This is a genomic window from Negadavirga shengliensis (genome assembly GCF_042652345.1).
Classification (GTDB): Bacteria; Bacteroidota; Bacteroidia; order Cytophagales; family Cyclobacteriaceae; genus Negadavirga; species Negadavirga shengliensis.
In genome coordinates, this window is the sequence record NZ_JBHSJJ010000006.1 from 134,965 (window position 1) to 159,546 (window position 24,582).

17 protein-coding genes are annotated in these 24,582 nt (G+C 43.0%); 11 read left to right on the plus strand and 6 right to left on the minus strand.

What is annotated here, in order from left to right:
• Positions 1 to 174: 174 nt before the first annotated feature.
• Positions 175 to 1,296: a cyclopropane fatty acyl phospholipid synthase gene (gene cfa / locus ACFPFU_RS12270; protein WP_377064887.1), complete on the plus strand. Its 1,122-nt coding sequence runs from the start codon at positions 175 to 177 to the stop codon at positions 1,294 to 1,296.
• A gap of 203 nt (positions 1,297 to 1,499) precedes the next feature.
• Here cfa and ACFPFU_RS12275 read toward each other — a convergent pair whose 3' ends face one another.
• The 3 genes from ACFPFU_RS12275 to ACFPFU_RS12285 form a co-directional block, all read right to left on the minus strand.
• Positions 1,500 to 1,907: a hypothetical protein gene (locus ACFPFU_RS12275; protein WP_377064889.1), complete on the minus strand. Its 408-nt coding sequence runs from the start codon at positions 1,905 to 1,907 to the stop codon at positions 1,500 to 1,502.
• 4 nt (positions 1,908 to 1,911) lie between these two features.
• Complete coding sequence (locus ACFPFU_RS12280) at positions 1,912 to 2,757, minus strand: hypothetical protein (protein WP_377064891.1); 846 nt, start codon at positions 2,755 to 2,757, stop codon at positions 1,912 to 1,914.
• 99 nt (positions 2,758 to 2,856) lie between these two features.
• A complete protein-coding gene (locus tag ACFPFU_RS12285) occupies positions 2,857 to 3,795 on the minus strand; it encodes a hypothetical protein (RefSeq protein WP_377064892.1) in 939 nt (312 codons plus the stop codon).
• 286 nt (positions 3,796 to 4,081) lie between these two features.
• Here ACFPFU_RS12285 and ACFPFU_RS12290 point away from each other — a divergent pair, with 286 nt between their 5' ends.
• On the plus strand, positions 4,082 to 5,185 hold the full coding sequence (locus tag ACFPFU_RS12290; protein WP_377064894.1) for a glycoside hydrolase family 5 protein: 1,104 nt from the start codon (positions 4,082 to 4,084) through the stop codon (positions 5,183 to 5,185).
• 69 nt (positions 5,186 to 5,254) lie between these two features.
• Complete coding sequence (locus ACFPFU_RS12295; RefSeq protein ID WP_377064896.1) at positions 5,255 to 8,014, plus strand: M16 family metallopeptidase; 2,760 nt, start codon at positions 5,255 to 5,257, stop codon at positions 8,012 to 8,014.
• Between the two features lie 155 nt (positions 8,015 to 8,169).
• Here the strand turns inward: ACFPFU_RS12295 and ACFPFU_RS12300 are convergent, their stop codons facing one another.
• Complete coding sequence (locus ACFPFU_RS12300) at positions 8,170 to 9,366, minus strand: hypothetical protein (protein ID WP_377064898.1); 1,197 nt, start codon at positions 9,364 to 9,366, stop codon at positions 8,170 to 8,172.
• Between the two features lie 778 nt (positions 9,367 to 10,144).
• On the opposite strand from ACFPFU_RS12300, the gene ACFPFU_RS12305 reads away from it, so the two are divergent.
• From ACFPFU_RS12305 to ACFPFU_RS25695, 6 genes are all read left to right on the plus strand, one after another.
• Positions 10,145 to 10,846 (plus strand): hypothetical protein, encoded by a 702-nt coding sequence (locus ACFPFU_RS12305; protein WP_377064900.1) that lies wholly within the window; start codon positions 10,145 to 10,147, stop codon positions 10,844 to 10,846.
• A gap of 19 nt (positions 10,847 to 10,865) precedes the next feature.
• A complete protein-coding gene (locus ACFPFU_RS12310) occupies positions 10,866 to 11,324 on the plus strand; it encodes a hypothetical protein (protein WP_377064902.1) in 459 nt (152 codons plus the stop codon).
• A 92-nt stretch (positions 11,325 to 11,416) separates the two neighbouring features.
• A complete protein-coding gene (locus ACFPFU_RS12315; protein WP_377064904.1) occupies positions 11,417 to 12,934 on the plus strand; it encodes a TlpA family protein disulfide reductase in 1,518 nt (505 codons plus the stop codon).
• A 288-nt stretch (positions 12,935 to 13,222) separates the two neighbouring features.
• Complete coding sequence (locus ACFPFU_RS12320) at positions 13,223 to 14,356, plus strand: DUF4221 family protein (protein WP_377064906.1); 1,134 nt, start codon at positions 13,223 to 13,225, stop codon at positions 14,354 to 14,356.
• Between the two features lie 270 nt (positions 14,357 to 14,626).
• Positions 14,627 to 15,745 carry an FAD-dependent monooxygenase gene (locus tag ACFPFU_RS12325; RefSeq protein ID WP_377064908.1) on the plus strand — a complete coding sequence of 373 codons (1,119 nt, stop codon included), beginning with the start codon at positions 14,627 to 14,629 and terminating at the stop codon, positions 15,743 to 15,745.
• A 266-nt stretch (positions 15,746 to 16,011) separates the two neighbouring features.
• Positions 16,012 to 16,227 carry a hypothetical protein gene (locus ACFPFU_RS25695; RefSeq protein ID WP_465263032.1) on the plus strand — a complete coding sequence of 72 codons (216 nt, stop codon included), beginning with the start codon at positions 16,012 to 16,014 and terminating at the stop codon, positions 16,225 to 16,227.
• 419 nt (positions 16,228 to 16,646) lie between these two features.
• Here the strand turns inward: ACFPFU_RS25695 and ACFPFU_RS12330 are convergent, their stop codons facing one another.
• Complete coding sequence (locus ACFPFU_RS12330; RefSeq protein WP_377064910.1) at positions 16,647 to 17,009, minus strand: hypothetical protein; 363 nt, start codon at positions 17,007 to 17,009, stop codon at positions 16,647 to 16,649.
• Between the two features lie 793 nt (positions 17,010 to 17,802).
• On the opposite strand from ACFPFU_RS12330, the gene ACFPFU_RS12335 reads away from it, so the two are divergent.
• Complete coding sequence (locus tag ACFPFU_RS12335; RefSeq protein WP_377064912.1) at positions 17,803 to 18,414, plus strand: Uma2 family endonuclease; 612 nt, start codon at positions 17,803 to 17,805, stop codon at positions 18,412 to 18,414.
• Between the two features lie 147 nt (positions 18,415 to 18,561).
• Here ACFPFU_RS12335 and ACFPFU_RS12340 read toward each other — a convergent pair whose 3' ends face one another.
• Positions 18,562 to 21,084: a hypothetical protein gene (locus tag ACFPFU_RS12340; RefSeq protein ID WP_377064913.1), complete on the minus strand. Its 2,523-nt coding sequence runs from the start codon at positions 21,082 to 21,084 to the stop codon at positions 18,562 to 18,564.
• Positions 21,085 to 21,581: 497 nt separating this feature from the next.
• Here ACFPFU_RS12340 and ACFPFU_RS12345 point away from each other — a divergent pair, with 497 nt between their 5' ends.
• Positions 21,582 to 24,578, plus strand: coding sequence for a SusC/RagA family TonB-linked outer membrane protein (locus ACFPFU_RS12345; protein ID WP_377064915.1), 2,997 nt, complete (start codon positions 21,582 to 21,584; stop codon positions 24,576 to 24,578).
• Positions 24,579 to 24,582 lie beyond the last annotated feature (4 nt).

The window sequence follows — 24,582 nt, forward strand, 5'->3', positions numbered from 1 at the left end:
AAACCTATCCGATAGTTTGTTAGTGGAAAATAAATTAACCAATGGAACCGGCCAATTTTCGTCATAAAATCCTGGAGTTGGATTTGTCGATTTTTAAACGCAATTTGGAGTTGAAATTGATGCTACCGGGGTTTTAAGAAGAAAATTTCTCTTTACTGAAAACCGAATGGACCTATGAATCGCATCTTGGCAAAGAAACATGTTCAGGAATTGTTATCATTTGCAGGGATAAATATCAACGGTGAAAATCCCTGGGACATTCATATATTGCATGATGGCTTTTACAAAAAAGCCCTTTTGGGTGGGTCTCTGGCTGTGGGAGAGGCTTACATGCAGCACTGGTGGGATGCTGATCGGTTGGATGAATTTTTTACCCGTGTCCTTGGTATTTCATTGGAGGAAAAGATCCATAAGAACTGGCATATTTTTTTCCATATAATGCGGTCCAGATTATTTAACTTTTCAAATATCTCAGGAGCATTTAAAATAGGGAGGCATCATTATGACCTCGGAAATGACCTTTTTTCAAAAATGCTGGACAAACGCATGATTTATACCTGTGCTTACTGGACAAAGGCCGCTACCTTGGATGAAGCCCAGGAAAATAAACTTGAACTGACTTGTCAAAAGCTTGAGTTGGAACGCGGGATGAAAGTGCTCGACATCGGTTGTGGGTGGGGAGGTTTTGCCAAATACGCCTCCGAACGGTTTGGGGTGAGTGTCACCGGACTTACTGTTTCTGAAGAACAAGCAAAATCGGCCCGGGAACTTTGTCGCGGCCTGCCCGTAGAAATAAAATTATTGGATTACCGACAGTTTCACGGCCAATTTGACCGGGTGGTTTCCCTGGGCATGTTTGAACATGTTGGTTATAAAAACTACAGGCTTTATATGGAAAAAGCCAGCCGATATTTAAAGGATAATGGCCTTTTTTTGTTGCATACCATCGGAACCAATATCAGCAGCAAGTGGAATGACCCCTGGATTGACCGTTATATATTTCCCGGCTCCCTGCTTCCGTCCATTCAACAGATAGGAAAAGCAATAGAGGGATTGTTTGTGATGGAGGATTGGCACAATTTCGGCGCCGACTATGACAAGACCTTGATGGCCTGGCATCAAAACTTTGTCAACCACTGGGAGGATTTGAAAGGGCGCTATGACGAAATTTTTTTTAGAATGTGGAAGTATTATTTATTGAGCTGTGCCGGAGCTTTCCGCGCACGAAAAAACCAGCTGTGGCAAATTGTACTTTCCAAAAAAGGGGTTCCGGGAGGATACGTTTCTCTAAGATGAAAACGATTTTAACGTTTTTTTGTGGAACGTTTCTTTCCCGGGGCACTATCCAACTGCGGGTCCGGGATCAGGTAATCCTCCTGGATTTCCGGACTGTTTTGGAAACACACCGGCGAACTGTTTACCCTTTCCCCCGCTGAATCAGGGTTTTCTTTTTTCCGATTTTTCTTTTTTGGTACCATGTTCTGATTTATTTCAAAGGGTCAAACCTCATTCTTCCATAAAACAAGCAATTCCTGTACCTGTTCCTGGATGCCGGAAGCATCCTTTTGAATAATGGCACTTCCAAGTTCAGCCAATCCCGTGGCCAGGGAAATGATTTTCTGAACGCTTCCGAGTCCTCTGATGGTTTTTGCCATTTCTGAAGACACCTTCCCGATTTGTTCCAGAGATCTGGCCACTTCCTTGCTCACCAAAAGGGTAGACATCACCTTCATCTTTTCAGCGGCATTCAAAAGTTGTTTTACCTTTACGCCTATTTTATTGTAGTCGCCCTCGCTGATTTGATGCTCCTGCTTTTTTTCAAACCTGTAGTCATTCAGCGCTTTGGCCCAGTTACAAAGAACATCTGCCAGTTCACTTAATTTCTTAGCATCCAAATTCGCATCCATTATCCTATTTTATTTGGTTATAAGCGATGCCTAAGGCTTTCAATTCTGCTGCATAGCGCCGCGCCCGGTCTCTAAGGTCTTTTTGAGAAAGCTTTCGGTCGGCATCCGCCAGTATTTGGTGACCCTCCGCCATTTTTCTAAAAGAAGCGGCCAATATCTGTGTCTGGCTTAGCTTCAGATCAATTTCTCTAAGCACATCATAGTAGGCTATGATGGCCTTGCCTTTCTCATAATCACTGAGATTGTCACTGAACCCCAGTTCACGATAATAAGTATACCATCTTTCTTTCTCCAGCTCCAGTAGACCTGCCAGATTGCTCTCCAATATGAAGGCTATTTTTTCTGAAAGAACCTGTATATCGTCATTGGCTTCACGTAAATACCGGTCTATTTTTCTTCTTCGGAAACCCTCGGTTCCCGCGCGAAAAAGCAGTTCCGCAATTTTTTGATAGGCATTTACTTGCTGTGCGGAAATTGATATTTCCCCAAAAGTACCCGCCTGGACCGCCTCTGAAGTGGCGGACAAGTCATAGCGTGTCAGATGATTGTCGGAGAGCTGGTAGAGCCCATCCCAGTAGGAATGAAGGGCATTATATAAATGAAGGGTAATGCTGTCGGCAAGGTGATGGGTGCTGCAATCGCAAAGCAGCTCCCTTCTGATCTCAAATTGGTCCATGGCCTCCCAGATGCACCGTTCTCTGCATTGGGTTTCAAATCCAAACTCGATGGATTCATACACCTGCATTCCCTTGATGGCCTCAGCCGAAAAATGGTTGATTTCTTTCAGGTTGATACACGCGGTAGCCTGAAATATTACCCAAATCAGATACGCTGTTCTTTTGATGGACATAGCCTAAATATAATACATAAATTTGATGAAGGCATGTTTTACAAAGGAACCGAAGGGGTCAAGCGCGATAACTTCAAAGCCCAAAATGTTGATCCTGGATCACCTGATGACCTGGAAAGCCGAAGCTTGCCGGTTAAACGGCAGGGCTTCTTTTCCACGCAGCCCGAGCCTTTCATTGATTTGTCTCAAAAAATGATCCACGCCAATCTCTGATCCGGGGATAAAACCTGGCACCGTGATGACCTGGGCCAATATCCCCCCAAAACCCCTGTGCATCACACCTCTCGGGAGATACACCAAGTCACCTACTTCCAGTCGGTGTTCTTGGATCAGCCCTTCGAGTTCTTCCTGCTTAATGGATTCAGGATCACTTATCTGTTCTACGTTTTCACTGGTAAACAGCTTGGCCCCCGGCATCACCATCTGCACCAGGTAAAACTCATCAAAACCCTGATCTTCCGGATGAAAATGGCTGAAGGAATCCATGATCCTCACCCTGTGGGCATTGATCGAATGCCAGATATAATTTCCCACATCTTTATGCCAGGTCAAAAGAATACGCCGATAGGCATTGGTCTCAGTAGCACAGCCGCCTGGTGTGTCGGTAATGTTCATGTCCCAATCCGGCCGGATAAAGGCCGGAATGTTGCTGTCCGGCTTGTCAGGAACGGTAAAGGCCAACAAGCCCAAGAGGCTGTCCGCTTCCATGATCTCTCCTTTCTCCAGCAGGACGATGTCTCCTACAGCTATCTTCGAGGTTTGTTTATCTCCATTGGCAGCGGTAATGGTGGCAGAGCCGCCCCCATCCTGCACAAAAAGTACCTGTGTAACCGCTTTGGAAGGGACGTTTTGTGTAGACGGAAGATAAAATATATCATACCCCGGATTTTTTTTGATAAAATCTTTCCGTATCCCGGCTAAGCCCGGATTTCCCTCTTTCCCCAATTTGGCGACCTTAATCAGCCCCTTATCCTGTCCTATTGAAGCATAAGAACCGGTCAACATTAAAAATAAAATACTGAAGATGAGTTTTATCATGTTAAAGCTTTTTTGTCATTTTGGCCAGTCGACACACTGTATTACTTTTCCTTTCAAAATTAAAAATACGATAAAAAAACGAACCTGAAAAGTCCGGGCTTTTTAAATCCGGACCTATAGGATTATGCGATAAGCTTTTAAGGCAATCCCACACCCGTCAATGCTATCGCCCGACTTCATTCATTTTGGATATTTTGAAGACAGATCGCCGCTGTTTTATGATTCCCAAACATTTTTTATATTTATAATGTATCACGGATAAATTCCTCCCTAACCAATAAGTACCATGAATATGCATTTAATCCATTTACTAATCCTGCTTCTTATGGCAGGGGTACCTTATTCTCAGGTTCCTTCCCCAAAGGATGCGTATCAGGAAGAATTCTTTATAAAAAGAGGTACCAATATCAGCCACTGGCTTTCTCAAAGTAAAAGGAGGGGGGCTGACAGAAGGGAGTTCTTTCAAGAGGAAGATGTGGCGTTTCTCGCAGGACTGTGGTTTGACCATATCCGCATCCCCATAGATGAAGAACAGATGTGGGACGAAAACGGCAAAAAGGAGCAGGAGGCCTTCGCACTGCTGCATGAGGCCTTGGGTTGGTGTGAAAAGCATGAACTGAAAGCCGTGGTGGACCTCCATATCCTGCGTTCCCATCATTTTAATGAGGGAGATAAACCTTTGTGGACGGATCCGGCGGCACAGGAGCGTTTTTATCAGTGCTGGAGGGATCTGTCCGAAGAGTTGGGAAAATATCCTGTGGGGATGGTGGCTTATGAACTGATGAATGAGCCGGTGGCGGAGGATCCTGCGGATTGGAACAGGTTGGTAGCCAAAGCTACGGCGGTGATCCGGGAAAATGAACCTGAAAGGAAAATTGTGATAGGATCCAATATGTGGCAAAAAGCGGATACTTTTGATGACCTTCGGGTCCCCGAAAACGACCCCCATATCATTTTGAGCTTTCATATGTATGAACCTATGCTGGTAACCCATTATAAGGCCTCCTGGACTGGGATTAAAGATTATGCAGGACCGGTGAATTATCCGGGTGTTATCATAAAAGATGAGGACTGGCAAAGTCTGGATGAACCCTTCAGAACAGTGATGGAAAATCAAAAAAGGTTTTATGACAAAGCTACTATCCGAAAGCATTTTGAAAAGCCCATACGCCTTTCCAAAGAACTGGGTTTGCCGCTGTATTGCGGTGAGTGGGGAGCATATCCCACGACCCCCGAGGATGTCCGTTACCAATGGTACCAGGATGTGAAGGATGTTTTGGAGGAGAACGGCATTGCTTGGGCCACGTGGGATTATAAAGGAGGTTTTGGCATCATCCGTAATGGGCAAAAAGACGAAAAGCTGATTGATGTTTTGCTGGCGAATTTTTAACAAAAATTTACTAGGTTTTGTAAGTTTAATTTTTTAGTTTAAACCAGTTTTCACCAAATCCTCAAAATCATGAATCCTCAAAATCTCTTATCGGTTTTAACGGCCTGTTTATTGACATTCCAGCTCCATGCACAGGCTGACCGTACTGCATCCACCTCCGAATTGGCGGATCCTGTGAAAGTCACGACAGTGGAAGGCATTACGGAGTACAGGTTGGAAAACGGGCTTAGATTCCTGCTTTTCCCGGATCCGACCAAACAGACCATCACGGTGAACATCACCTATTTGGTGGGGTCAAAACATGAAAATTACGGGGAAACCGGCATGGCCCATCTTTTGGAACACCTGGTTTTCAAGGGCACACCGAAGCATCCGAATATCCCTCAGGAATTGACCGAAAGAGGAGCCAGACCGAATGGGACAACCTGGACGGACAGGACGAATTATTTTGAGACTTTTTCCGCCACAGAGGATAATCTGAGGTGGGCGCTGGACCTGGAATCGGACCGGATGATCAATTCCTTTATATCAAAGGATGACTTGGACAGCGAGATGACGGTAGTCAGGAATGAGTTTGAAGCGGGAGAGAACAGCCCATGGAGGGTGCTGTGGCAGAGAATGATGGCAACTGCATTTGAATGGCACAATTACGGCAAGTCCACCATAGGCGCCAGGTCGGACATAGAAAACGTGCCCATTGATAGGCTGCAGGCTTTTTATAAAACTTATTATCAGCCGGATAATGCCGTGCTGGTGGTGGCAGGAAACATCGATGAGGAAAAAACGGTAGCGTTGGTCAATGAATATTTCGGTCCTATCCCCCGGCCTGAGAGGGAATTGACTAAATTTTATACACGCGACCCCGATCAGGATGGGGAACGGATGGTTACCGTAAGGAGGGTAGGGGATACCCAATTTGTAGGAGTGGGATACAAGACCCCTGCTGCTTCCCACGAAGATGCGGCAGCGGTGGATGTTTTGCGACAGATCCTTGGCGATACGCCCTCAGGAAGGTTATACAAAGCACTGGTAGATACCAAACTGGCATCAACCACCTTTGCTTACAATTTTCAATGGAAAGACCCTGGGATATTGTTGGCTTTTGCGGAAATGTCAAAAGAACATGCCCTGGATGACGCCCGTGCCGCGATGCTTCAAGCCTTTGACGAACTCCAGGAAAACCCGCCCACAGACGAAGAAATTGAAAGGGCAAAAACCGCCATACTGAAACAGATAGAGCTTTCCTTTAATTCTTCCGAAAGGATTGGGCTCCAACTCAGCGAATACATCGGATCAGGCGACTGGCGGCTGTTGTTTATCAACCGGGACCGGATCAGGGACGTCACCAAAGAAGACATCCAACGGGCAGTGGCACAGTATATCAAAAGGGACAACAGGACCATAGGCATGTTTGTACCTGTGGAGAAACCCGACAGAACCAAAATTCCTGACCCGGTGGACATTAACTTGTTGGTGGACAATTACAAAGGGGGCGAGGGGATCGCCATGGGAGAGGCCTTCGATCCGTCTCCTGACAACATCAACCAATTAACGGAAACAGGGTCTTTACAGAACGGGATGCAACTGGCACTGCTGCCTAAAAAGACAAGGGGGAAATCCGTTAATTTTAACATCACGCTTCGTTTCGGGGATGAGGAGAATTTAATGCATCAAGGCAGGGCGGGAGAATACGTGGCCCAGCTTCTCAACAGGGGCACTTCAACAAAAACCCGGGAAGAAATCAAGGACAGCTTTGATAGGCTCAAGGCCAACGTAAATTTTTACGGCGGTGCCAGTTCGCTCACAGTTACGGGGGAGACGGTCCATGAAAATCTTCCGGAAGTACTGCAATTGGTAAAAGAGGTTTTGCATGATCCTGTTTTTCCTGAGAATGAGTTTGAAAAACTGGTGTCGGAAAATGTTACCCGCATTGAGTCCCAGATGAGCGAACCCACGGCGATTGCTTCCAGGAGGATGAGCATTTATACCAACCCTTACCCGAAAGGAGATCCCAGGTATGCGGAGACCTTTGAGGAAAGCCTGGAAGGACACCGAAATGTAAAGTTGGAGGATGTAAAGGCCTTTTATAAGAAATTTTATGGAGCAAATCACGGTACCTTGGCCATTGTCGGGGACTTTGATGAGGGAAAAATAAAACCGCTGCTGACGGACATGTTCGGCAATTGGAACAGCCCGAGCAGTTACAGCAGGCTGGTAGGCAAGATCAAAGCCGTAGAAATCCTCCATGAGCAGATGGAAACACCGGATAAGGCCAATGCCTTCTTCCTTGCCCTTCAGCAAATGCCGTTGATAGATACCCATGAGGATTATCCCGCATTGGTTTTGGGTAATTTCATGTTGGGAGGAGGGTTTTTAAATTCCCGCCTGGCCACAAGGATCAGGCAAAAAGACGGGTTGAGTTATGGTGTGGGATCGGGTTTCAACGCAAGCTCTCTGGATACCATAGGCACTTTTCAGGCTTATGCCATCTATGCACCGGAAAATGCCGAAAAATTGGAACAGGCTTTCAGGGAGGAAATGGAAAAGGCGCTTAACGAGGGATTCACGGATGAAGAAGTGGCCGCGGCAAAGAGCGGCTGGTTGCAGACCAGGTCCGTAAACCGGTCTCAGGATAACTACCTGTCATCTGTTCTGAACAACTACCTGTTTCTAAAAAGAGATATGGGTTGGGAAAAAGGCCTCGAGGAAAAAGTAAATGCACTTACAGCCGCCGAGATCAACCAAGCCATGAAAAAACACATCCATTTGGATAAAATTTCCATGATAAAAGCCGGGGATTTTGCCAAGCTGCAGGCTGCTGAGAAGTAGAGGAGCTGGAAGTTTGAAATGAACGTTGTGAACGAGGAAGTCCGGGGCCGCCTGCGCCGCTTCCAAAGTGGAGGTGATACACCAATTTGGCACAGATCGGCCTAATATCAGAACAGCGGGTTCAAAATCAGCCTGATGAGCATATCGGGCTGATTTTAATCCTGTTCCTTAGAAAATTCATATATATCAAACCTTATAAAATCCTCCTCTTTATTGAGTTCTGGTTGTACCAAAAGACGGTTATTGGGCAAACCCATGATGATGTTTGCATTTTGGGGAACGGACAGATCTGAAGTCAGTTGTCGATTCTGGTCAAATAGAATCAGTTTGTGGTAATCGGGATCGGCAAGATGAAAATAACCGGGATCCTCTGTTTTCTTTCGTTCATAGGTCCCATAAGGAATGCCCCTGATATATTCCAGGGCCATCAGTCCATTGCCGAGGTTATGAATTTTATGGTTTTTAGAGCCCAGAGGTGTTCCATTGAATGAAGGCAGATTCTGGGCCTTTACGGGAAAGGTCTTTAAGCTGTTAAAGTCATCATGGTTGATGGCTATCCTTGATACCAGCTCATTACTATTTAGGTCATATACCGTGATTTCATTATCCAACGTAGCGGTCAGGTATAGTCTGGAATCTTTTCTGTTCACAATGTAGATGGGATTGTATAATCCTCCCACCGATTTGTCGAGATCATCATGGATGGACCTTTGAGAAATGGCCCCCAATTCATAGAAGCTATCTTCATTTGGGTGGTATACTTCTATCAAATGGTTTTCCCTAAAATCCCTATCCTTCCAATCAAAATGCCTGCCTATTCCTGAAAGGTTGGTGATAAAGGACAATCCGGACTTGGAATTGTTTTTGAAGAAATAAGAAAAAACTTCCGCCCTGTCATATAGCCTAATGGAAAAGCTGGGTTCATAGTATACTCGCTCCTTCAGGCTGAGGTTATGATCATAAAGTAGAAGCTGATTGCTGGTCAGTGCCCATATTTCCCTTTCATCCGAAAAGCCCAGAGAAATCAATCCCGAGGTATATTCTTCGGGGCCTTCTCCTTCCCTGTTTTTATGGACCACAATATCCCCATCTTCATTGAACACCCCAATTTCCATCCCCTCGGAAAACCTGTTGATATATCCTAGATAAAGCCCTTCATGAGGAGAGTAATCAAGTAACCCTACGGGATATAACGAGTTTATTTTCAGTTCTTTTACTTTTTTCAGTTGATAATGGGCAAAGGTGTTTTCCGAATAATCATCTTTTGACCATGTGCATTTAACTGAGCTTAACAGTGCCAAAACAATCAAGAAACCAGGCAAAACATTTTTTATAGAAAATTTAATCATCATGAAGCTTAGTTGGTTGAATGGTCAAGAAATGAATGTGGTGTTTTGGCCAATTTGACTTGGCCTCTGAATAAAGGTACTAATTTTATAAGATTTACAAAAGTAGGATTGGAACGGTGGCTGTCCGGTTTAGCCAATACCGGTTCCGTCGACAATCATGAAGACACGGGCTATCTCCGAAAGTTTAGACTTTATCATTTTGTACTATTGCAAGAGACTTAGGTCGATCAGAATTTTTATCGGTTGACAGTAATTTTTTAATTGTTTCCTAAAATCCGCAGGATTTTAGGAAATGGAAAATCCATTCCTTAATTGTCATTGGTTAGTGACAATTGTTTATGATTTTTGTAATCGGGAAATGACAAAAATAGAGATGTTTTATGTGATTGATATCGGTTATGGGGCGAAGATACCTTTATGACTTTTGGCTTTTTATATTAAGTTAACAGGGCTGTGCGCAATAGTTGGATTATCAGTCGGACTTTTTGGGACTTTCCTGGCGATAAACATTTTTCAGGTTCATTGGAACAATTGATAGGCCTTCCCTGTATAGGGACAGTTTCACAAATCCCTCAAATCGTTGAGGGATGGCCATTTTGTGTTGATCGGAAAAAAATAAACTAAAAAATATAGGAAAAGGTTAGGATGATTAAATGTAAACTATTAATTTAATAGATGTAAATACCAGCCTATGACACTCCTTTCCAAAACCGGTTTTACATATAAAGGTTGGCGGGTTGGTAATCCAACGCCCCAGAAAGAATTTTTATGTCGCTGCGTTTTGCTGTTGTTATTGTTCTCCTGCGGTTCGGGAGAAAATGTTAAAGAGGGTTCGGAAGCTGTTTCTTTTGCTAAGGCCGTTTCGTTTGAAAAGCTGGATAGTATTAAGATTGACTATCTAGGCAACCCCACGGTTCATGATCTGGACCCGGTATCCCGGACGGTATTGTTTATGGAGCACAAGGAGTCTTCCCAACTGATTGCTGTGGCCAATTTCGAAGGAGAGGTGCTTTACAGTTTTACCAAATGGGGAGATTTGCCCGATAGCTACGGAAATTTAATGGCACCACTGAAAATCATCGGAAGCGATACATTCATGGCATATGGATCGAGGGGATTTTTCACGTATACATTTGACGGGAAGCTTCAATCCATCGTAAAACATGCGAATAGCCAGTATCGGGGATTCAACCGGATTGGACTTGGGGTCGGGATGGAACCGTTGGGAGATGGATACCTCTACCACAATGGGAATGATGGTAAAAGAATGCCCAATGGCACCGAAGATTATTCGCAGCTAATGCCATTGATTTTTCTCTATCCCAGTATAGGGGAAACCACACCCGTTCTTCATTTTTCCGGAATCCAGTATTTTTTCCAGGGGCAACTTTTTTTTCAACGCTGCCTGGGATCCTGCTTTTACCATAATGGATGGCAAAATTGCTGTGGTTTTCGGTTTAGAGCCGACAGTATACGTCTTTGACGGGTCCGAACCTCATTCGTTGCTTGGTGAATTACCGCTTGATTTACCCGATTATCGATATTTTAAAGGAACAGACAGGTATTCTTCCGATGTGAGGTTTTCTGGTCATTCAAGAACCTCTGGGAAAATCCAGAATATCAAAATGGTAGATGGCTATATCTTCATTGCCTATTTTCCGGGACTTGATGGTCCGGATACGGAAGATTCCTTTGTCAATAAATCACCGGAAGAAGCGGTAAAGTTCTGGAAGCGGATGCGTAAAAAATACCTTCACCGGTTGGCCGTTTTTGATTCCGTTGGAAATAGAATGGCCGACACTGTGCTCGATGGTTTGCTGCACGGCAGCATGGTCATCCGAAACGGAGAACTCTGGATGCTGGAAAAGCCGGACGAAGACGTGGAGCAGGATTATTTTAGGTTGTTTAGGGTGGGATTGAAAAGAGAAGACGTTGACGAGGGAGGCAAGTTTGTAGATTGAAAAATAAATTCCCTGAAAAGCACAGGTTCTCAGAACTAGTAGAAAAAATCTAATAATAGGTTAAGAATGGTATAACTAAATGCCAAATCAGTATGCAACGTATTCACTGTAATTCAAAAAAAAATAACGCCTATCGTTATATATTTCTCTTGAATGTTCTCATTGCTTTACAAAGCGGATGTATTTCTAAAACTGAAAAGCAGGACAAGGAAAAACAGCCACTGAAAGGTGTTGTTTTAAAATTTAAAAATATTGGAGAAAATACCAGAAAATATGTTTCTCATCGGTCAGGCCCTTATATCCAATCCGGCATTTGTGATCTGGCTTATACAGACCGCCTGCGACAAACGGAAAAGATATGTCTGGAGGATTCTATCCATTTGAATATAGAGACCGGAAGGAACATGCTAAATGTTGACTTTAGTTTTCAGGTACTTGACCAAATCGGCTTTCTCTTGATGGCGGGTGATTCTATTGAGGTGGATTACAGGGAAAATTTTCCGTATTTAAAGGTGACAAACAGGGAGTATAATGATATTGAATTGAATTTTGAAGGTTATTTCTTTGACCGTTTACAACGGAATGGTAATTCCGCGACAGGATATTTGAATTCCGGATATGTGGTTCTTCAAACATTAACGGGAGGGAAAAATGTTCCAAGCATCGATTCCTTACAGCACCTTGCCAAAGATGAATCCAAACTTTATTTTCACTTACTGGACAGTCTCATAGATAGGGATTACATATCCCAAGACTATTTCGATTTTTATTCGAACCGAAGGCGATTTTTTGATCTTTCTATGGAATCGGATAAAACAGATGATACCGAACTTGTGTCCAAATATCATTCGAGATTCGATGATAATTTACTGGATTTTTATTTTTACCAATCGGCGCTGGAAAGGTTCATTTATAGGTACGGCAAAATAAAGAATGTGAAAATGATCCGATCTTCAAATGGGTCTAATCCCGACTACCGGGAGCTTTTTGACTTAATAACTAAGGAAAACGATATCCCAGAATTAACCCATAAAGCAATACTTAATAAAACCTTAGTAAATGTTATCCGTAATTTTCCATCAGATGATATTAAAACTTACGTGGCCAAGTACATGGAACTTACCTCGGATACCTTATTCCATGATTTTTTGGTTTCTAAATATAATTTGGATTTTGACACGAGCCATGAGTTGAAACTTACTTCGCTGAGTTCCATAGCCTCCGACTTTAAGTCGCATTTAGAAACTCAAAAAGGGAAGCTGGTTTATGTTGACTTCTGGGCAAGTTGGTGTGCTCCCTGTATCCGGGCACTTCCTGCCTCAAAAGTGCTTCATAAAGAATTTAAAGAAAATGTTGCTTTTGTTTATTTATCTATAGACGAGAACGAGGAGGCTTGGCGCAAGGCGGTTGAAAAATATGAGTTGGATGACCCTTCTGGAAGTTTCTTAATAACTAATTCCAAGGTATCAGCATTGTTAGAGGATATACAGCTGGAATCCATTCCAAGATACCTGTTATATGACATAGAGGGCAACCTGGTTCATAAAAATGCTCCGGGACCGGATTCTGAGGAAATCAGGATATTGTTTGATAAATATTTGGGAAAGTAGCCATCTATTGTTGCTTTGCAGAATAAGGCAAAGGTATTTGATTGTATTTTAATTTCGGACGTATTTATCATCATGCTGATATGTGAAGAATTGCATACTTCTTCGAGACATACGATTCAGGATTCTGGAAAAGCCGGACGAAAACGTGGAGCAGGATTATTTTAGCTTGTTTCGGATGGTGTTGAAAGTGTAGCATATGGCGAATATGATTAAACTGCATGAATGGGGTAAAAATCGGAAACAGATTCGTATTCAAGAAAATGGTAAACTTCTAGAACTGAAAATCTTATGAGGTATTTTACGTTTTTGGCAATTACATGTATTATTCTTTCTTGCCAAGGAAAGAATAATAGTCATGAAGCCTATAATTTATTGTATTCGGTTGACACCATTATCATTGAATCCAACACAAGGCTTCTCGATTTGAAAAGAGGTATTTGGATTTCGGATTTAAATGATGAAGAAAGCTCAATTAATTTGTACAACAGTTTTAATCATTCAATCGACGATGTGAATCTTGATAGGTTAGAGATTGCATCTAATTTATCATTTGAAATAGAAGGGCCTGATGGAACAGGTGAGCATGTTAATAGTTTTAATTTATTAAAAAATGGTTTACTTTTTATTAAATCTTTTAACAAGTCTGCAATATTCAAGACAAATGGCCAATTATTAAAAAAAATTGATTGGATGAATGCAATTGATACAAAAGGTTTGAAGTATGGAGAAATCCCTAGAAACGAGATGGCTATCGGTAACGGGGAATTAAATATTTTTGGATTAAATTACAATAATAGGAGTAGAGAAGTTTTCCTAGATGTCTTGTCAGTAGAGAAAAATTTGGTAGAACGATATGATATAGATGCTGAAAAATCCTATCAGAATTTTGTGTTAGCCTATGATGATCCAAAGTTTCGTACTTTTTTGGATCCCTATGTTTTTATGTCCTCAGAAAACAACTTAGCAATAATTAGCCATCAATATTCAAATGAGGTATTCGTGTTTAATTTTGAAGGAAAACTCTTACAAACTGTTCATTATGAGCCTAAAATGACCCCTAAGCGAGCAAGGGATCTCAGCGGAATGAATATTACCTCCAATGAGCAGATTCAAAATGAGTACCAAAAATTATTGGAACAAGTCAGATTTGGCCCACCGGTTTGGGACAGGTTAAAAAAGCGATATTTGCGCTTATCGGCTAAAAGAGTTTTCTCGGAAATTCGGAAAGAAGATTCTTTGTTGCCAGAAATAGAAGATGTGACGGTGTATCTGTCCATTTTTGATGAAGCTTTCAACTTAATTTCTGAATCAGCAATTCCTGAGCTGAATACTGAGTTCGTAAAGTATTTTGCCAAGGATGGAAAGCTCTGGGTGTTTCAAAATTTCTCGGATGAATTGGGGTTTATCGTGATAGATATTTAAACAATGAAATTTTTGTTCCTTTCATTGGTTTTTAGCTGCCTATGCGGAAATCTATTTTCCCAAACCAAAATTATTTTTGAAAATCTTTTTCGTGCAATATTTCCTTGAAATCCTGGAGTTCGGGATGAATTTAGGAGAAGGCGGTTTTGATTTTTTGTCCAACAAAGCCAACTGAAACACCTAAAAGCCCATTTCTTTCCCGAAACTAATTTCTCCTCCATTATTGCTAACTTTATTTGCTAAAGGACCTCCCCTAAATAAAGCCAGCTAATGGAAAATGAAAAAATACTGATCACTGGTGCAGGGCCAACCGGGCTTAGCCTCGCCAATCTTCTCTCAAGGATGGGAACCCCATTTATGTTGATTGATAAAAACGCGCATCCGTCCAGGGAATCCAAAGCCTTTGGCATCCATGCAAGGACTCTTGAGGTTTTTGATCAAATCGGGATGGCTGAAAAAGTAATTTCTGAAGGCAGTATAGACAATACCGTGCATTTTTTTATCAAGGACAGGGAAACTGCTAAAATTAGGTTAAAGGATATATTGCCCGGTGAGAGCAACTTTCCTTTTTTCCTGGTCCTTGAACAATACAGGACGGAGGAAATTTTAATCGATTCACTGGAAGCGCATGAATTAAAAGTGAATTGGAAGCATGAATTGACAAAGCTGAGTGAAAATGATGAAGGGATTTTGGTTACCATTAAAGATCCATTGGGAAAGGAAAAAGAATTACAGTTTCAATATCTGATTGGTTGTGACGGGGCAGGCAGCATTATAAGGGAACAAGCTGGTTTTGCTTTTAAGGGAAAAACCTTTTCTCCCTGCTTCTACCTTGCAGATTGTGAATTTGAAGGCGGTATAGAACATGGTGACAGTTATTTTACCCTGGCTCCATCATACATTACCGGTATTTTTTCGTTCCGGGAAAAAGGCAAATTCCGGCTGTTCAATTTCATGAACCCTTCGGTGGGCAAGGATGAAGATGAGGAATTGACTTTTGGTGATGTTCAGAAAATCCTGGATTCCAATCCATACCTTGATTTGAAGGTGAAAAACATGGAATGGTCATCTGTTTTTAGAATCCATGCACGGCTTGCAGAAAGTTTCCAAAAAGGAAGGGTTTTTCTTGCCGGGGACGCTGCCCATGTTCACAGCCCCGCTGCCGGTCAGGGCATGAACACCGGAATACAGGATACCTATAACCTGGCCTGGAAGCTAAGTTTTGTTATAAGTGGAATAGCCAAGCCCGAACTGCTAAAAACCTATACCCAGGAACGTATGCCAATAGCCCAAAACCTGCACAACACGACCGACCGATTTTTCCAATTGATGATTCAACCAATTAGAATATTAAACCTTTTCAGGTTGTATTTCTTTCCAGTTTTTTAAAAATACTCTTTAACGTAAAGCGCTTCAGGAAGAAAAATCTAAGGCGTTTCTCCCAACTGGCCATAAAGTACAGGCAAAGCCCCTTAAGCAGGCAGGGTTCAAACCAGGAATTTAAGGCAAAGGCGCCCGAGGCTGGTGACAGAGCCCCATTTTGTAAAATTGATCTGAAACACCAAGAAACGGATATTTTTAAATTATTCCATTGTACCCATTTCACCTTATTGATTGCTGACGCCACCCCCAAAAACACTATCGCAGAAAAAATTATGGAATATTTCACTCAAAATACCCAGCTTCCGATAAAAGCGTTTTTTATAGCCAATCCACAAATCAATAGCTCCTTTTTTAATACATACGGTATAAAGAAAACAGCTGTTTTTGTTATCCGCCCGGATGGCCATATTGGCTTTCGTTCGTCAAGTATTGACCAGGGGGAATTAGAAAGTTACTTTTCGGATTTCTTTTATTTAACCAAGAATTAAAAGCAGGACAGCGGCCCGGCCTTTGATCCCGGCTTAACGACACATAAACTTTTCTCGATTTTTTTGAGTTAATTCAATTAAGCTTTTCTCCCAATATTCAACATTCACCAGAACAAGCCCTTTCCTTTCCAATATTTTGACATAAGTTTGGCAACGAACAGCCTATGTTCCCAAAAGCTTCTTCGGAAAGGACGGTTACAGATTTATAGTTCATTTATCGCTTACGGCTATAATGGTCTTTTGATTTATGGTTTTGGCGGGGAATTGATGAAATAGAAGCCATGAAGCAGGAAGTATCAACTTGGCAACAAGACAGAATAATAAGCAGTCAATCAACAATTGGCAGTTCCCCACTGATTCGGCAAGGGTAAAACTGAAAAGACGCTATCCGACAATTTCTAATTGATATATCACTAAGCTCAGTTATCGTCCGATTTCCGGGAAGCTTTGTGCGATTTTTCCAGTTGTTTCTCAGCCCTTAGTCTTGCTCTTTGTGCCTTCCCTTCCATTTTTGCAGATTTTTTAGCTTGCTTGGCGGCATCATCTGCATCATTACTAATACGGCGGGCTTCCCTGGCCTTTGCTTTGTACTCTTTTTTCAAAGCATCGGCCTTTTTTTGCCTTTCCTTATTACGTTGAGCTTCCACTTTATCATTCTTTTTTTTCTCTTGACTGAGTTCTTTCTGCTGCTTAGCTGTCTGTTCAGTTTGTGCATAAGTCCCATTTGCAGCCATTGAAAAGACAAATAGCAATAACACCATTAATGTTTTCCTAATATTCATGACTATTTGATTAAGAGGTCCGCTGAAGTTAACGGACCCGTCATATAATTAACGTATTTAAAAATATACCGGTCACCTATTTGATGCTTATTATATATTTAAAATATGGTTCTATTTTTTCTTCCATAAATTTGGCAGATTTCGCTGGTGCCATCATTAACTCATTTTCCGAATTTGGGAATGGTCCTAACAATTATGGAATAATTATGTCTACCCTAAGAAATATAGACGGGAATTCTTTTATAGCCTATGGATACAACGGGTTTTTGATCCATGATTTTGAGGGGAATCCGCTCTCCGTGTTAAACTGCTTGATTATGAAATGTCCAATTATAATCCGGTTTATATCGGACAAGGAATGGAGGAATTGGGAACTCGGTATTTATATGTTTATCAGGGATTTTCTCCTAATAGGGATTATTCAGATATTCAAGCCTACGAAAAAATGTATTATTTGAACGGGCTAATCCCGAGACACGCGGGACACAGCCTATCATTCAGTTTGCGGAAAGCCGCATCTTCCGAAGTGGAAAGTATTTTTCAGAAATGCTTGGGATCCCGTAAATGACATGGCGGACAGGCTTACTTACATGGTTTTTGGACTGGCACCAGTAATTTATGCTTTCGAAGACAGTCTTTTCTTATTCCAGGACAAATCAACTATTTATTGAACTGCACGGACATGCATTTTTCTCTTATCACATTCCCTGGCTTGCCCAAGCGTTCAGGGATTTTCCGAAATTACCCAATTGTTACTATCTTTATAAACAGAGAATATTCAACTCGTTTTCAGATGGAAAAGCAGCGGGACAAAGATCAGATCAATGAACCTTTTGACGCCTATGGTTCTTATTCCTATGCGGATTACCTTTCCTGGCAGTTGGACGAAATGGTGGAACTGATCCGGGGAAAGGTGTTCAGGCAGGCAGCCGCGGCTCCCGGGAGGGTACACCAGGAAGTGGTGATGATCCTGGCAAACAGGTTTTACGAATTTTTGAAGGGGAAATCCTGTAAAGTTTACCCGGCACCCTTCGACGTACGGCTTCCGGTTTCCTCCAGACGGCATGAAGACATCGATACGGTGGTGCAGCCGGATCTTTGTGTGGTCTGCGATCAGGGTAAGCTGGACGATTTGGGCTGTGTGGGAGCCCCGGACCTGATTGTGGAGATTCTATCTCCCGGGAATAATAAAAAGGAACTGCAATTGAAATATGAAGTATACGAGGCCTCCGGGGTGAAAGAATACTGGATTATCCACCCCGATGAGCGCACCCTGCTGATTTATACCTTGGAAAATGAAAAATACCGTCCTTCCCGCCTGTTTACCCTGGGAGACCGGGTAAGTTCCCAAGCCCTGCTGGGTTTTGAATTGGATCTGGAGGGGGTATTTGGGGAATTATCGTGACAAGCCAGGAAGAAGGCAAACCCCGAAACCCAAGAGGCGATTGTTGTTAACAGAACATGGGGCACCCACCTTTGTAGGCTGATGGCGGGGTCTCTTTTCTGGATTCCGGTTTTTGATTTTTCTGTGACCGATCAGATTCGAAAATACTCAGCTGTAAACCTTCAGCAGTGATTTGAATTTCATAGGAAAATCGCTGCCCATACTGTTTTTATATTCGGTGCAGAACTTATCATAACAGTGTTTGGCGATCCCCTTTTTCCCCATAAGGTACAGCGCTGTACATTTTATTTGGAGCGCCTCTTCATTGAGGACATCGTGTTTGAGGATGGAGGAAGCAATCTGGGCCATCAATGGGTAATTGGCTTTTTCCCAGGGAATGGCTTCCAGCAAAACGGAAAGCTCGTCGATGATCCTGTTGGACAGGTCTACTTTGTATTTGTCTATCCATTCTGTTTGTACACTGGGGCATAGTTCCCCTTGTCCTGCATAATGCAGGAATTCTGCAAGTCCTTGATCATTCAAGTTGTCTTTGAAGGACTTTACTTGATCTGCCAATCCGTAAAGGTGTTCATAATCAGAAAACACATTATCCGGAAGTACAATTTTCCAATAGGTATTGTCATTTTTTACTTCCACATTTCCTGTCTTTTCCAATAAAAGCCGGAGTTTCCTGATATTTACATTCCTGTTGTTTCGGGCGCTGTTGTCTGTTTTTTCTGGCCATACATATTCTGTCAACTGCGTGGAATTGATCCCCTTTCCACTCCTTGCTGAGTAGAAATAGATAAGGAGGAAGAGAAGTTTTAAGGTTGGGGTGAATTCAGAGGTAATGTCTTTTCCCGTGCTGTCAAATACCAGGAAGCCTCCCAAAAAGTAAAACCCTCCTGACCGTGGAGGGACGACGGCTTTCACTTCCGAAACAGGAAGGCCTTCATGAAGTGGTAGGGGTATTTTGCTCTTTCTTTTAAATACCAGGGCCAGGATAATGAAAAGGGCTAAAATTCCTGTCAACCATAACGCCCGTTCTTTCCAATGGAATGGGGATACAATATCTTGGTGAATATCGGCAGGCAGCATGGGCGGAAAAGCCTGGCTGAATAACTTGATTTCATCCCCGTGATGAGTCAAGGCGATAAGTTCCTGACTGCTTTCATTTAAATACAACGTGCTCCAGGAGTCGGTATCCAAAAAAGTATAAGGGATGGAATCCTGGTAAAAATTAACCTCAGAAATGTCTTTCCTTATTTTAGCCAGCTGCAAATGGGTATGGTACTGGCTGTTGTCAAACAGTAAGGCATAAAAACCGTCATGATTTTCTGAGGGAACCAAGCTGGAAGCAGGGACCTTACTCTTTCGTTTTTCAATGGTTGTGTTCCAGACTTTTTCCAATGTCCGGCTTTTTGGATCAAACCGGTGCAAGTCAAGATAATGTCGGGGTGAAATCTGCTGGCTGCCGGACTTACTTCCATATCCTCCAAAGATGTACCAATTGCCTTCTTTGGTATCTTCTCCCCATGCGGACAGGTATCGTGGTTCAATCAAACCTTTTGCCTCCATTTTTTGCCAGCGGGGATCAGTTAGACTGCTCTGAAGTAAAATGTTTTTATAGGTATAATATCCATATCCGCCAAAGGTCACGAGGGTGTTGTCCATGATGGCTTTGTTGTGATGCCAATAGGCAGGTAGCTGGTTACAGTTTCCACCCGGCAGGCTCCAGACACCGGTTTGAATGTCTAATACATTGTGGGCATCTGTGTCAAAATTATAATTGATGATATGGTCATTAAGCGGATCATAAATGAAAGTATTGCTCCGGCAATTATACGGCTTGCCTTGTTGGTAGGGTATGGAGACGGTTTGTTTGCTGTTGATTTCATAAATACTCAGGGTGTCACGGCCGATGATAAAAACGCGGTTGTTCAGATCGTCGGTGCAGACCCCGACGATATTTTTCTTATTTAAGTGCCCAACCTGTTGCCATTTTACATGGTCGTCAATTTTCCAGACCGGATTCAGGACTTCGGCAGCAGCCCCTGAGATTTCATCATACACGAGGTTTTCCACATGTTTGGAAAGCTCCCAATGGCGTAGTATTTTACCTGCATGATCGGCAATGCGAATGTGTCTGAGCGTCATGGGTGCCACGTCTGTACTGACGAGATTCGGTTCTCTTTGTGCCCCAAAAACAATCGTAGGATGCGAAATACCTTTAATTTGAGGAAGCTTCTTTTTTTGTTCCCAATCGTGAAATGTTAAACTGACTTCCTCGCGTAAAGGATCGATGTTTATTTTTACCCCCACCCACTGATCATAGTGAATGTCTTTCAGATCTTTCCATCCCAAAGAAAAAAGCGTGCTGTCCTGATTAACCAGCCAAAAGTTGGTTGAATAGCTTGTAGTATGTGTCACCAGGTCCAAATGCACGCCCTCATCTCCTATGATTCTGACCACATAGCCGTAATCCCCGTCACCGGGCCGAAAACTGATGTCGAACGAAAGGGTCATGCCTTTCTCCAGATCAAGACGTTTGTCAGGAGAGATTTTAAGAGATGTCCTGTAGTCCTGCACAGTTTCATGGGAGGAAAAATAAAGTCCTGTTTTAGTGGTAAACTGCGCAGAGGAGCTGAAGAAGATGAAAATAATTAATAGGACGGTATAAAATATTTTCATTTAAATAACTTTTACTTTTGACTGGCTGAAGCCGGTTCCTGTTTAGCTGGAGACCAGCCACTACATTCCCTTCGGCCTGGGCCGTGTGATAAAGTAGTCAATTTATGTAGACGGAATTTGCTTTCACCCAGTAGCTGTTTTTCCCAAGTGCCCTTTCTCTCAGGTTTGTAAAAATAATGCAATCCCATCGTTTCATGCTAACCATTCATATTAAAGTTTTTCAAATATATGATAATCAATGTTTTAATGTTACATATAATTCTTAAATATCCGACTTATTAATCGAAAATTAATCTACTTTTTAGCGATTATTTCCTATTTATTAATACCCCAGTTTTTTATTTGCCAGCATCTTTTTAGGGATGTCGAAAGGTTTTTGGCATTCTTTATCAATATATGTTAAACCCAAATAAGCTGCCTATGATAAAACCTCGCTGATGTTTTTTGGCCTTCTACGGAGGCCGGGTTCAATTAAATCATTTTATACTATTTGTTTTATGGAAAACTATAAACCTAAAAAAAAGAAAAATTTGGAAATGAACTTTACCGTGAAAGGTCTTTGTACCTTCCTGTTTATCCTGCTGTGTGGGGTATCTGTCATGGCCCAGTCCGGCAATACGGTCAGCGGCGTTGTAGCTGATGCTAATGGTGAATTGTTGCCAGGCGTCTCTGTTCTTGAAAAGGGAACCACCAATGGCGTTGTCACCGATTTGGACGGGCAGTTTACCATCCGTGTGACCTCCAACGAAGCCGTTTTGTCGTTTAGCTTCATCGGTATGAAGACCCAGGAAGTAAGGGTGGGTTCCCAGACCAACATGAACATTGAATTGGAAAGCGACACCAAATCACTGGATGAAGTCGTGGTGATCGGCTATGGTACCCAGAAGCGGAAAGAGATTACTTCCTCTGTGGCCACAGTAGGAGTGGAGGACTTCAACCAAGGCGGTGTCCGCTCTCCCATGGATCTCATTCAGGGAAAGGTGGCCGGTCTCAGCATTACCAGGACACAGGGAAACAATCCCAACTCCAGTGCGGCCATACAACTGAGGGGGGTAACATCCTTAACTGGAAACCTGGAACCTTTAATCGTAATCGATGGCATCCCCGGCGGAAACCTGGACCTTTTACAGCAGGATGACATAGAGTCATTTGATGTGTTGAAGGACGGTTCAGCCGCTGCCATCTATGGAACCAGGGGAAACAACGGCGTCATCCTCATCACTACCAAAAAGGGACGCTCGGGTGATGCACGTTTTGAATATTCAAACTATTTCCAACGGGAGGTCATAGATAACAAGCCCCGGTTTTTGACGGCCTCAGAATACAGGGATCTTATTGCTCAGGGAAGAATCGGCGAGGTAAATGATCTGGGTAGCTCTACCGATCTGTATGAGGAACTGATCAACCGAAATAACCTTAGTCAATACCATAATTTCGCAGCATCCGGTGGAAGCGCCAATACCAACTACCGGGTATCTTTATATGTAAACGATGCAGAAGGTATCGCCAAGGAAAACACAAGGAGACAAATCGGTGGCAGGGTCAACATCAACCACAGAGGCCTGCAGGACCGATTGTTGTTGCAGACCAACGTCGCTTCCAATTTTAACCATGCGAACTTCCTTGGTGGAGGCGGAGGGGATTTTGAGCAGGCCATCCAAAGAAACCCTACAGCTCCCATATTTCATCCCGACGGCTCTTTTGTGGAAACAGAGGCTTTTAACAATTACAATCCTCTTTCCCGCTTTGCCAACCGGATATCTGAAAGGAACCAGCATACCTTTTCAGTGGACGGAAAACTTACCCTTGAGATATTGGAAGGGTTGAATCTTTCTGCTTTTGGAGCCCATCAGCGCAACACCTGGAATGATAGGCTGTACCGATCCATGGAGGATTTTGATCAGCGTCCCAATGCGCAATACCAGGGGACAGGATATGCTTCCAAAAGCAACTACCTAGCCTGGAACAATACATTCGAATCCACTATCGATTATAAAAGGGTATTCAACAGAGACCATCGGTTGGATTTGATCGGTGGGTACAGTTATCAGTATTTTACAGAGGAGTCCTTTAACGTAAACAATTCCGGTTTTACCACAGATGCTTTTCTGGACTGGAACCTGGGAGCAGGCAGTGCGATCAACAATACCCTTTTGCCAAGACCCGGAATGGGCAGCTCCAAGCAGGACAACACGCTTATTGCCTTTTTTGGCAGGGCGAGTTATGCTTATAAGGACAAATATTTTGCCCAGCTGATCCTTAGGAGAGAAGGATCATCCCGGTTTGGCGCCAACAACAAGTGGGGTAATTTCCCCGCCGTATCGGCTGGGTGGACAATTTCTGAGGAATCTTTTATCCAAAATATCGAGCAGATCAACAACCTGAAACTTCGGGTAGGTTATGGTGTCACCGGAAACCAGGGGATTCCCAATTACCAATCATTGGTAACACTCAGTACAGGTGGCGTATATCCCCAGCAAGGGGTTTATTACCAAACCTATGGACCGGCCCGAAACCCCAATCCGGATTTAAGGTGGGAGAGGAAGCAGGAATGGAACTTTGGTTTGGATTTCAGCTTGTTCAATGACAGGTTAAGCGGCTCCCTGGATGTATATAACAGGGAAACCGTGGATCTACTGCATAATTATACTGCCCAGCAGCCTCCTTTCGTAAGAAACCAGATATACACCAATGTGGGAAGTATCAATAACCGGGGGGTGGAATTGTTCCTTAGCGGTGTGATTATGGACAAGCAGGATTTTAGCTGGAGCATGGATTTCGCAGGAAATTCCCAGTTCAATGAGTTGACCTCTCTTTCAAACGAAGTGTATACGGTTTCCTGGTTGGAGTTTGGCTCTTTGCCCTCGCCCGGTAACCTTGGGCCGGCCATCCGGTTGGAAGAAGGTGGTGCTGTGGGCAACTTCTTTGGAAAACGCTTTGCCGGTTTTACAGAAGACGGAAAATGGCTGTTTCACAAAGCTGACGGCACGGTAGGACCTGCATCAGAACTTTCAGAGCAGGATCTCACCATCATAGGAAACGGTGTGCCGAACTATATGGCTTCTTGGTCCAATAATTTCCGTTACAGGAATTTTGACCTTACCCTGTTTTTCAGGGGAAAATTCGCCTTTGATATCCTGAATACCCAGGAGCTTTATTTTGGAAACCAGGCATGGTTGCCCAATAACCTCTTGCATTCCGCGATTACCAAACATGCGGAGTTGAATGACAATCCTCAATATTCCGACTACTATCTGGAAAGAGGTGATTTCGTCAAACTTGACAATGTCACGCTGGGCTACAGGTTCAATATTGTCAGCAACTATATCCGCAACCTCAGGGTGTATGTTACCGGGAGAAACCTGTTGACATTTACGGGATACAGTGGATTGGATCCTGAATTGCAGGACACTGGCTTTACCACCGGTATCGACAGCCGCGGATTTTATCCCAGAACCAATTCTTATACTGTTGGACTGAATGTAGGGTTTTAAACAG

Excerpts from the sequence above, each read along its gene's own strand:
- cfa (WP_377064887.1), top strand. The coding sequence starts at position 175 with ATGAATCGCATCTTGGCAAAGAAACATGTTCAGGAATTGTTATCATTT.
- ACFPFU_RS12275 (WP_377064889.1), bottom strand. The coding sequence starts at position 1,907 with ATGGATGCGAATTTGGATGCTAAGAAATTAAGTGAACTGGCAGATGTT.
- ACFPFU_RS12280 (WP_377064891.1), bottom strand. The coding sequence starts at position 2,757 with ATGTCCATCAAAAGAACAGCGTATCTGATTTGGGTAATATTTCAGGCT.
- ACFPFU_RS12285 (WP_377064892.1), bottom strand. The coding sequence starts at position 3,795 with ATGATAAAACTCATCTTCAGTATTTTATTTTTAATGTTGACCGGTTCT.
- ACFPFU_RS12290 (WP_377064894.1), top strand. The coding sequence starts at position 4,082 with ATGAATATGCATTTAATCCATTTACTAATCCTGCTTCTTATGGCAGGG.
- ACFPFU_RS12295 (WP_377064896.1), top strand. The coding sequence starts at position 5,255 with ATGAATCCTCAAAATCTCTTATCGGTTTTAACGGCCTGTTTATTGACA.
- ACFPFU_RS12300 (WP_377064898.1), bottom strand. The coding sequence starts at position 9,366 with ATGATGATTAAATTTTCTATAAAAAATGTTTTGCCTGGTTTCTTGATT.
- ACFPFU_RS12315 (WP_377064904.1), top strand. The coding sequence starts at position 11,417 with ATGCAACGTATTCACTGTAATTCAAAAAAAAATAACGCCTATCGTTAT.
- ACFPFU_RS12320 (WP_377064906.1), top strand. The coding sequence starts at position 13,223 with ATGAGGTATTTTACGTTTTTGGCAATTACATGTATTATTCTTTCTTGC.
- ACFPFU_RS12325 (WP_377064908.1), top strand. The coding sequence starts at position 14,627 with ATGGAAAATGAAAAAATACTGATCACTGGTGCAGGGCCAACCGGGCTT.
- ACFPFU_RS25695 (WP_465263032.1), top strand. The coding sequence starts at position 16,012 with ATGGAATATTTCACTCAAAATACCCAGCTTCCGATAAAAGCGTTTTTT.
- ACFPFU_RS12330 (WP_377064910.1), bottom strand. The coding sequence starts at position 17,009 with ATGAATATTAGGAAAACATTAATGGTGTTATTGCTATTTGTCTTTTCA.
- ACFPFU_RS12335 (WP_377064912.1), top strand. The coding sequence starts at position 17,803 with ATGGAAAAGCAGCGGGACAAAGATCAGATCAATGAACCTTTTGACGCC.
- ACFPFU_RS12340 (WP_377064913.1), bottom strand. The coding sequence starts at position 21,084 with ATGAAAATATTTTATACCGTCCTATTAATTATTTTCATCTTCTTCAGC.
- ACFPFU_RS12345 (WP_377064915.1), top strand. The coding sequence starts at position 21,582 with ATGGAAAACTATAAACCTAAAAAAAAGAAAAATTTGGAAATGAACTTT.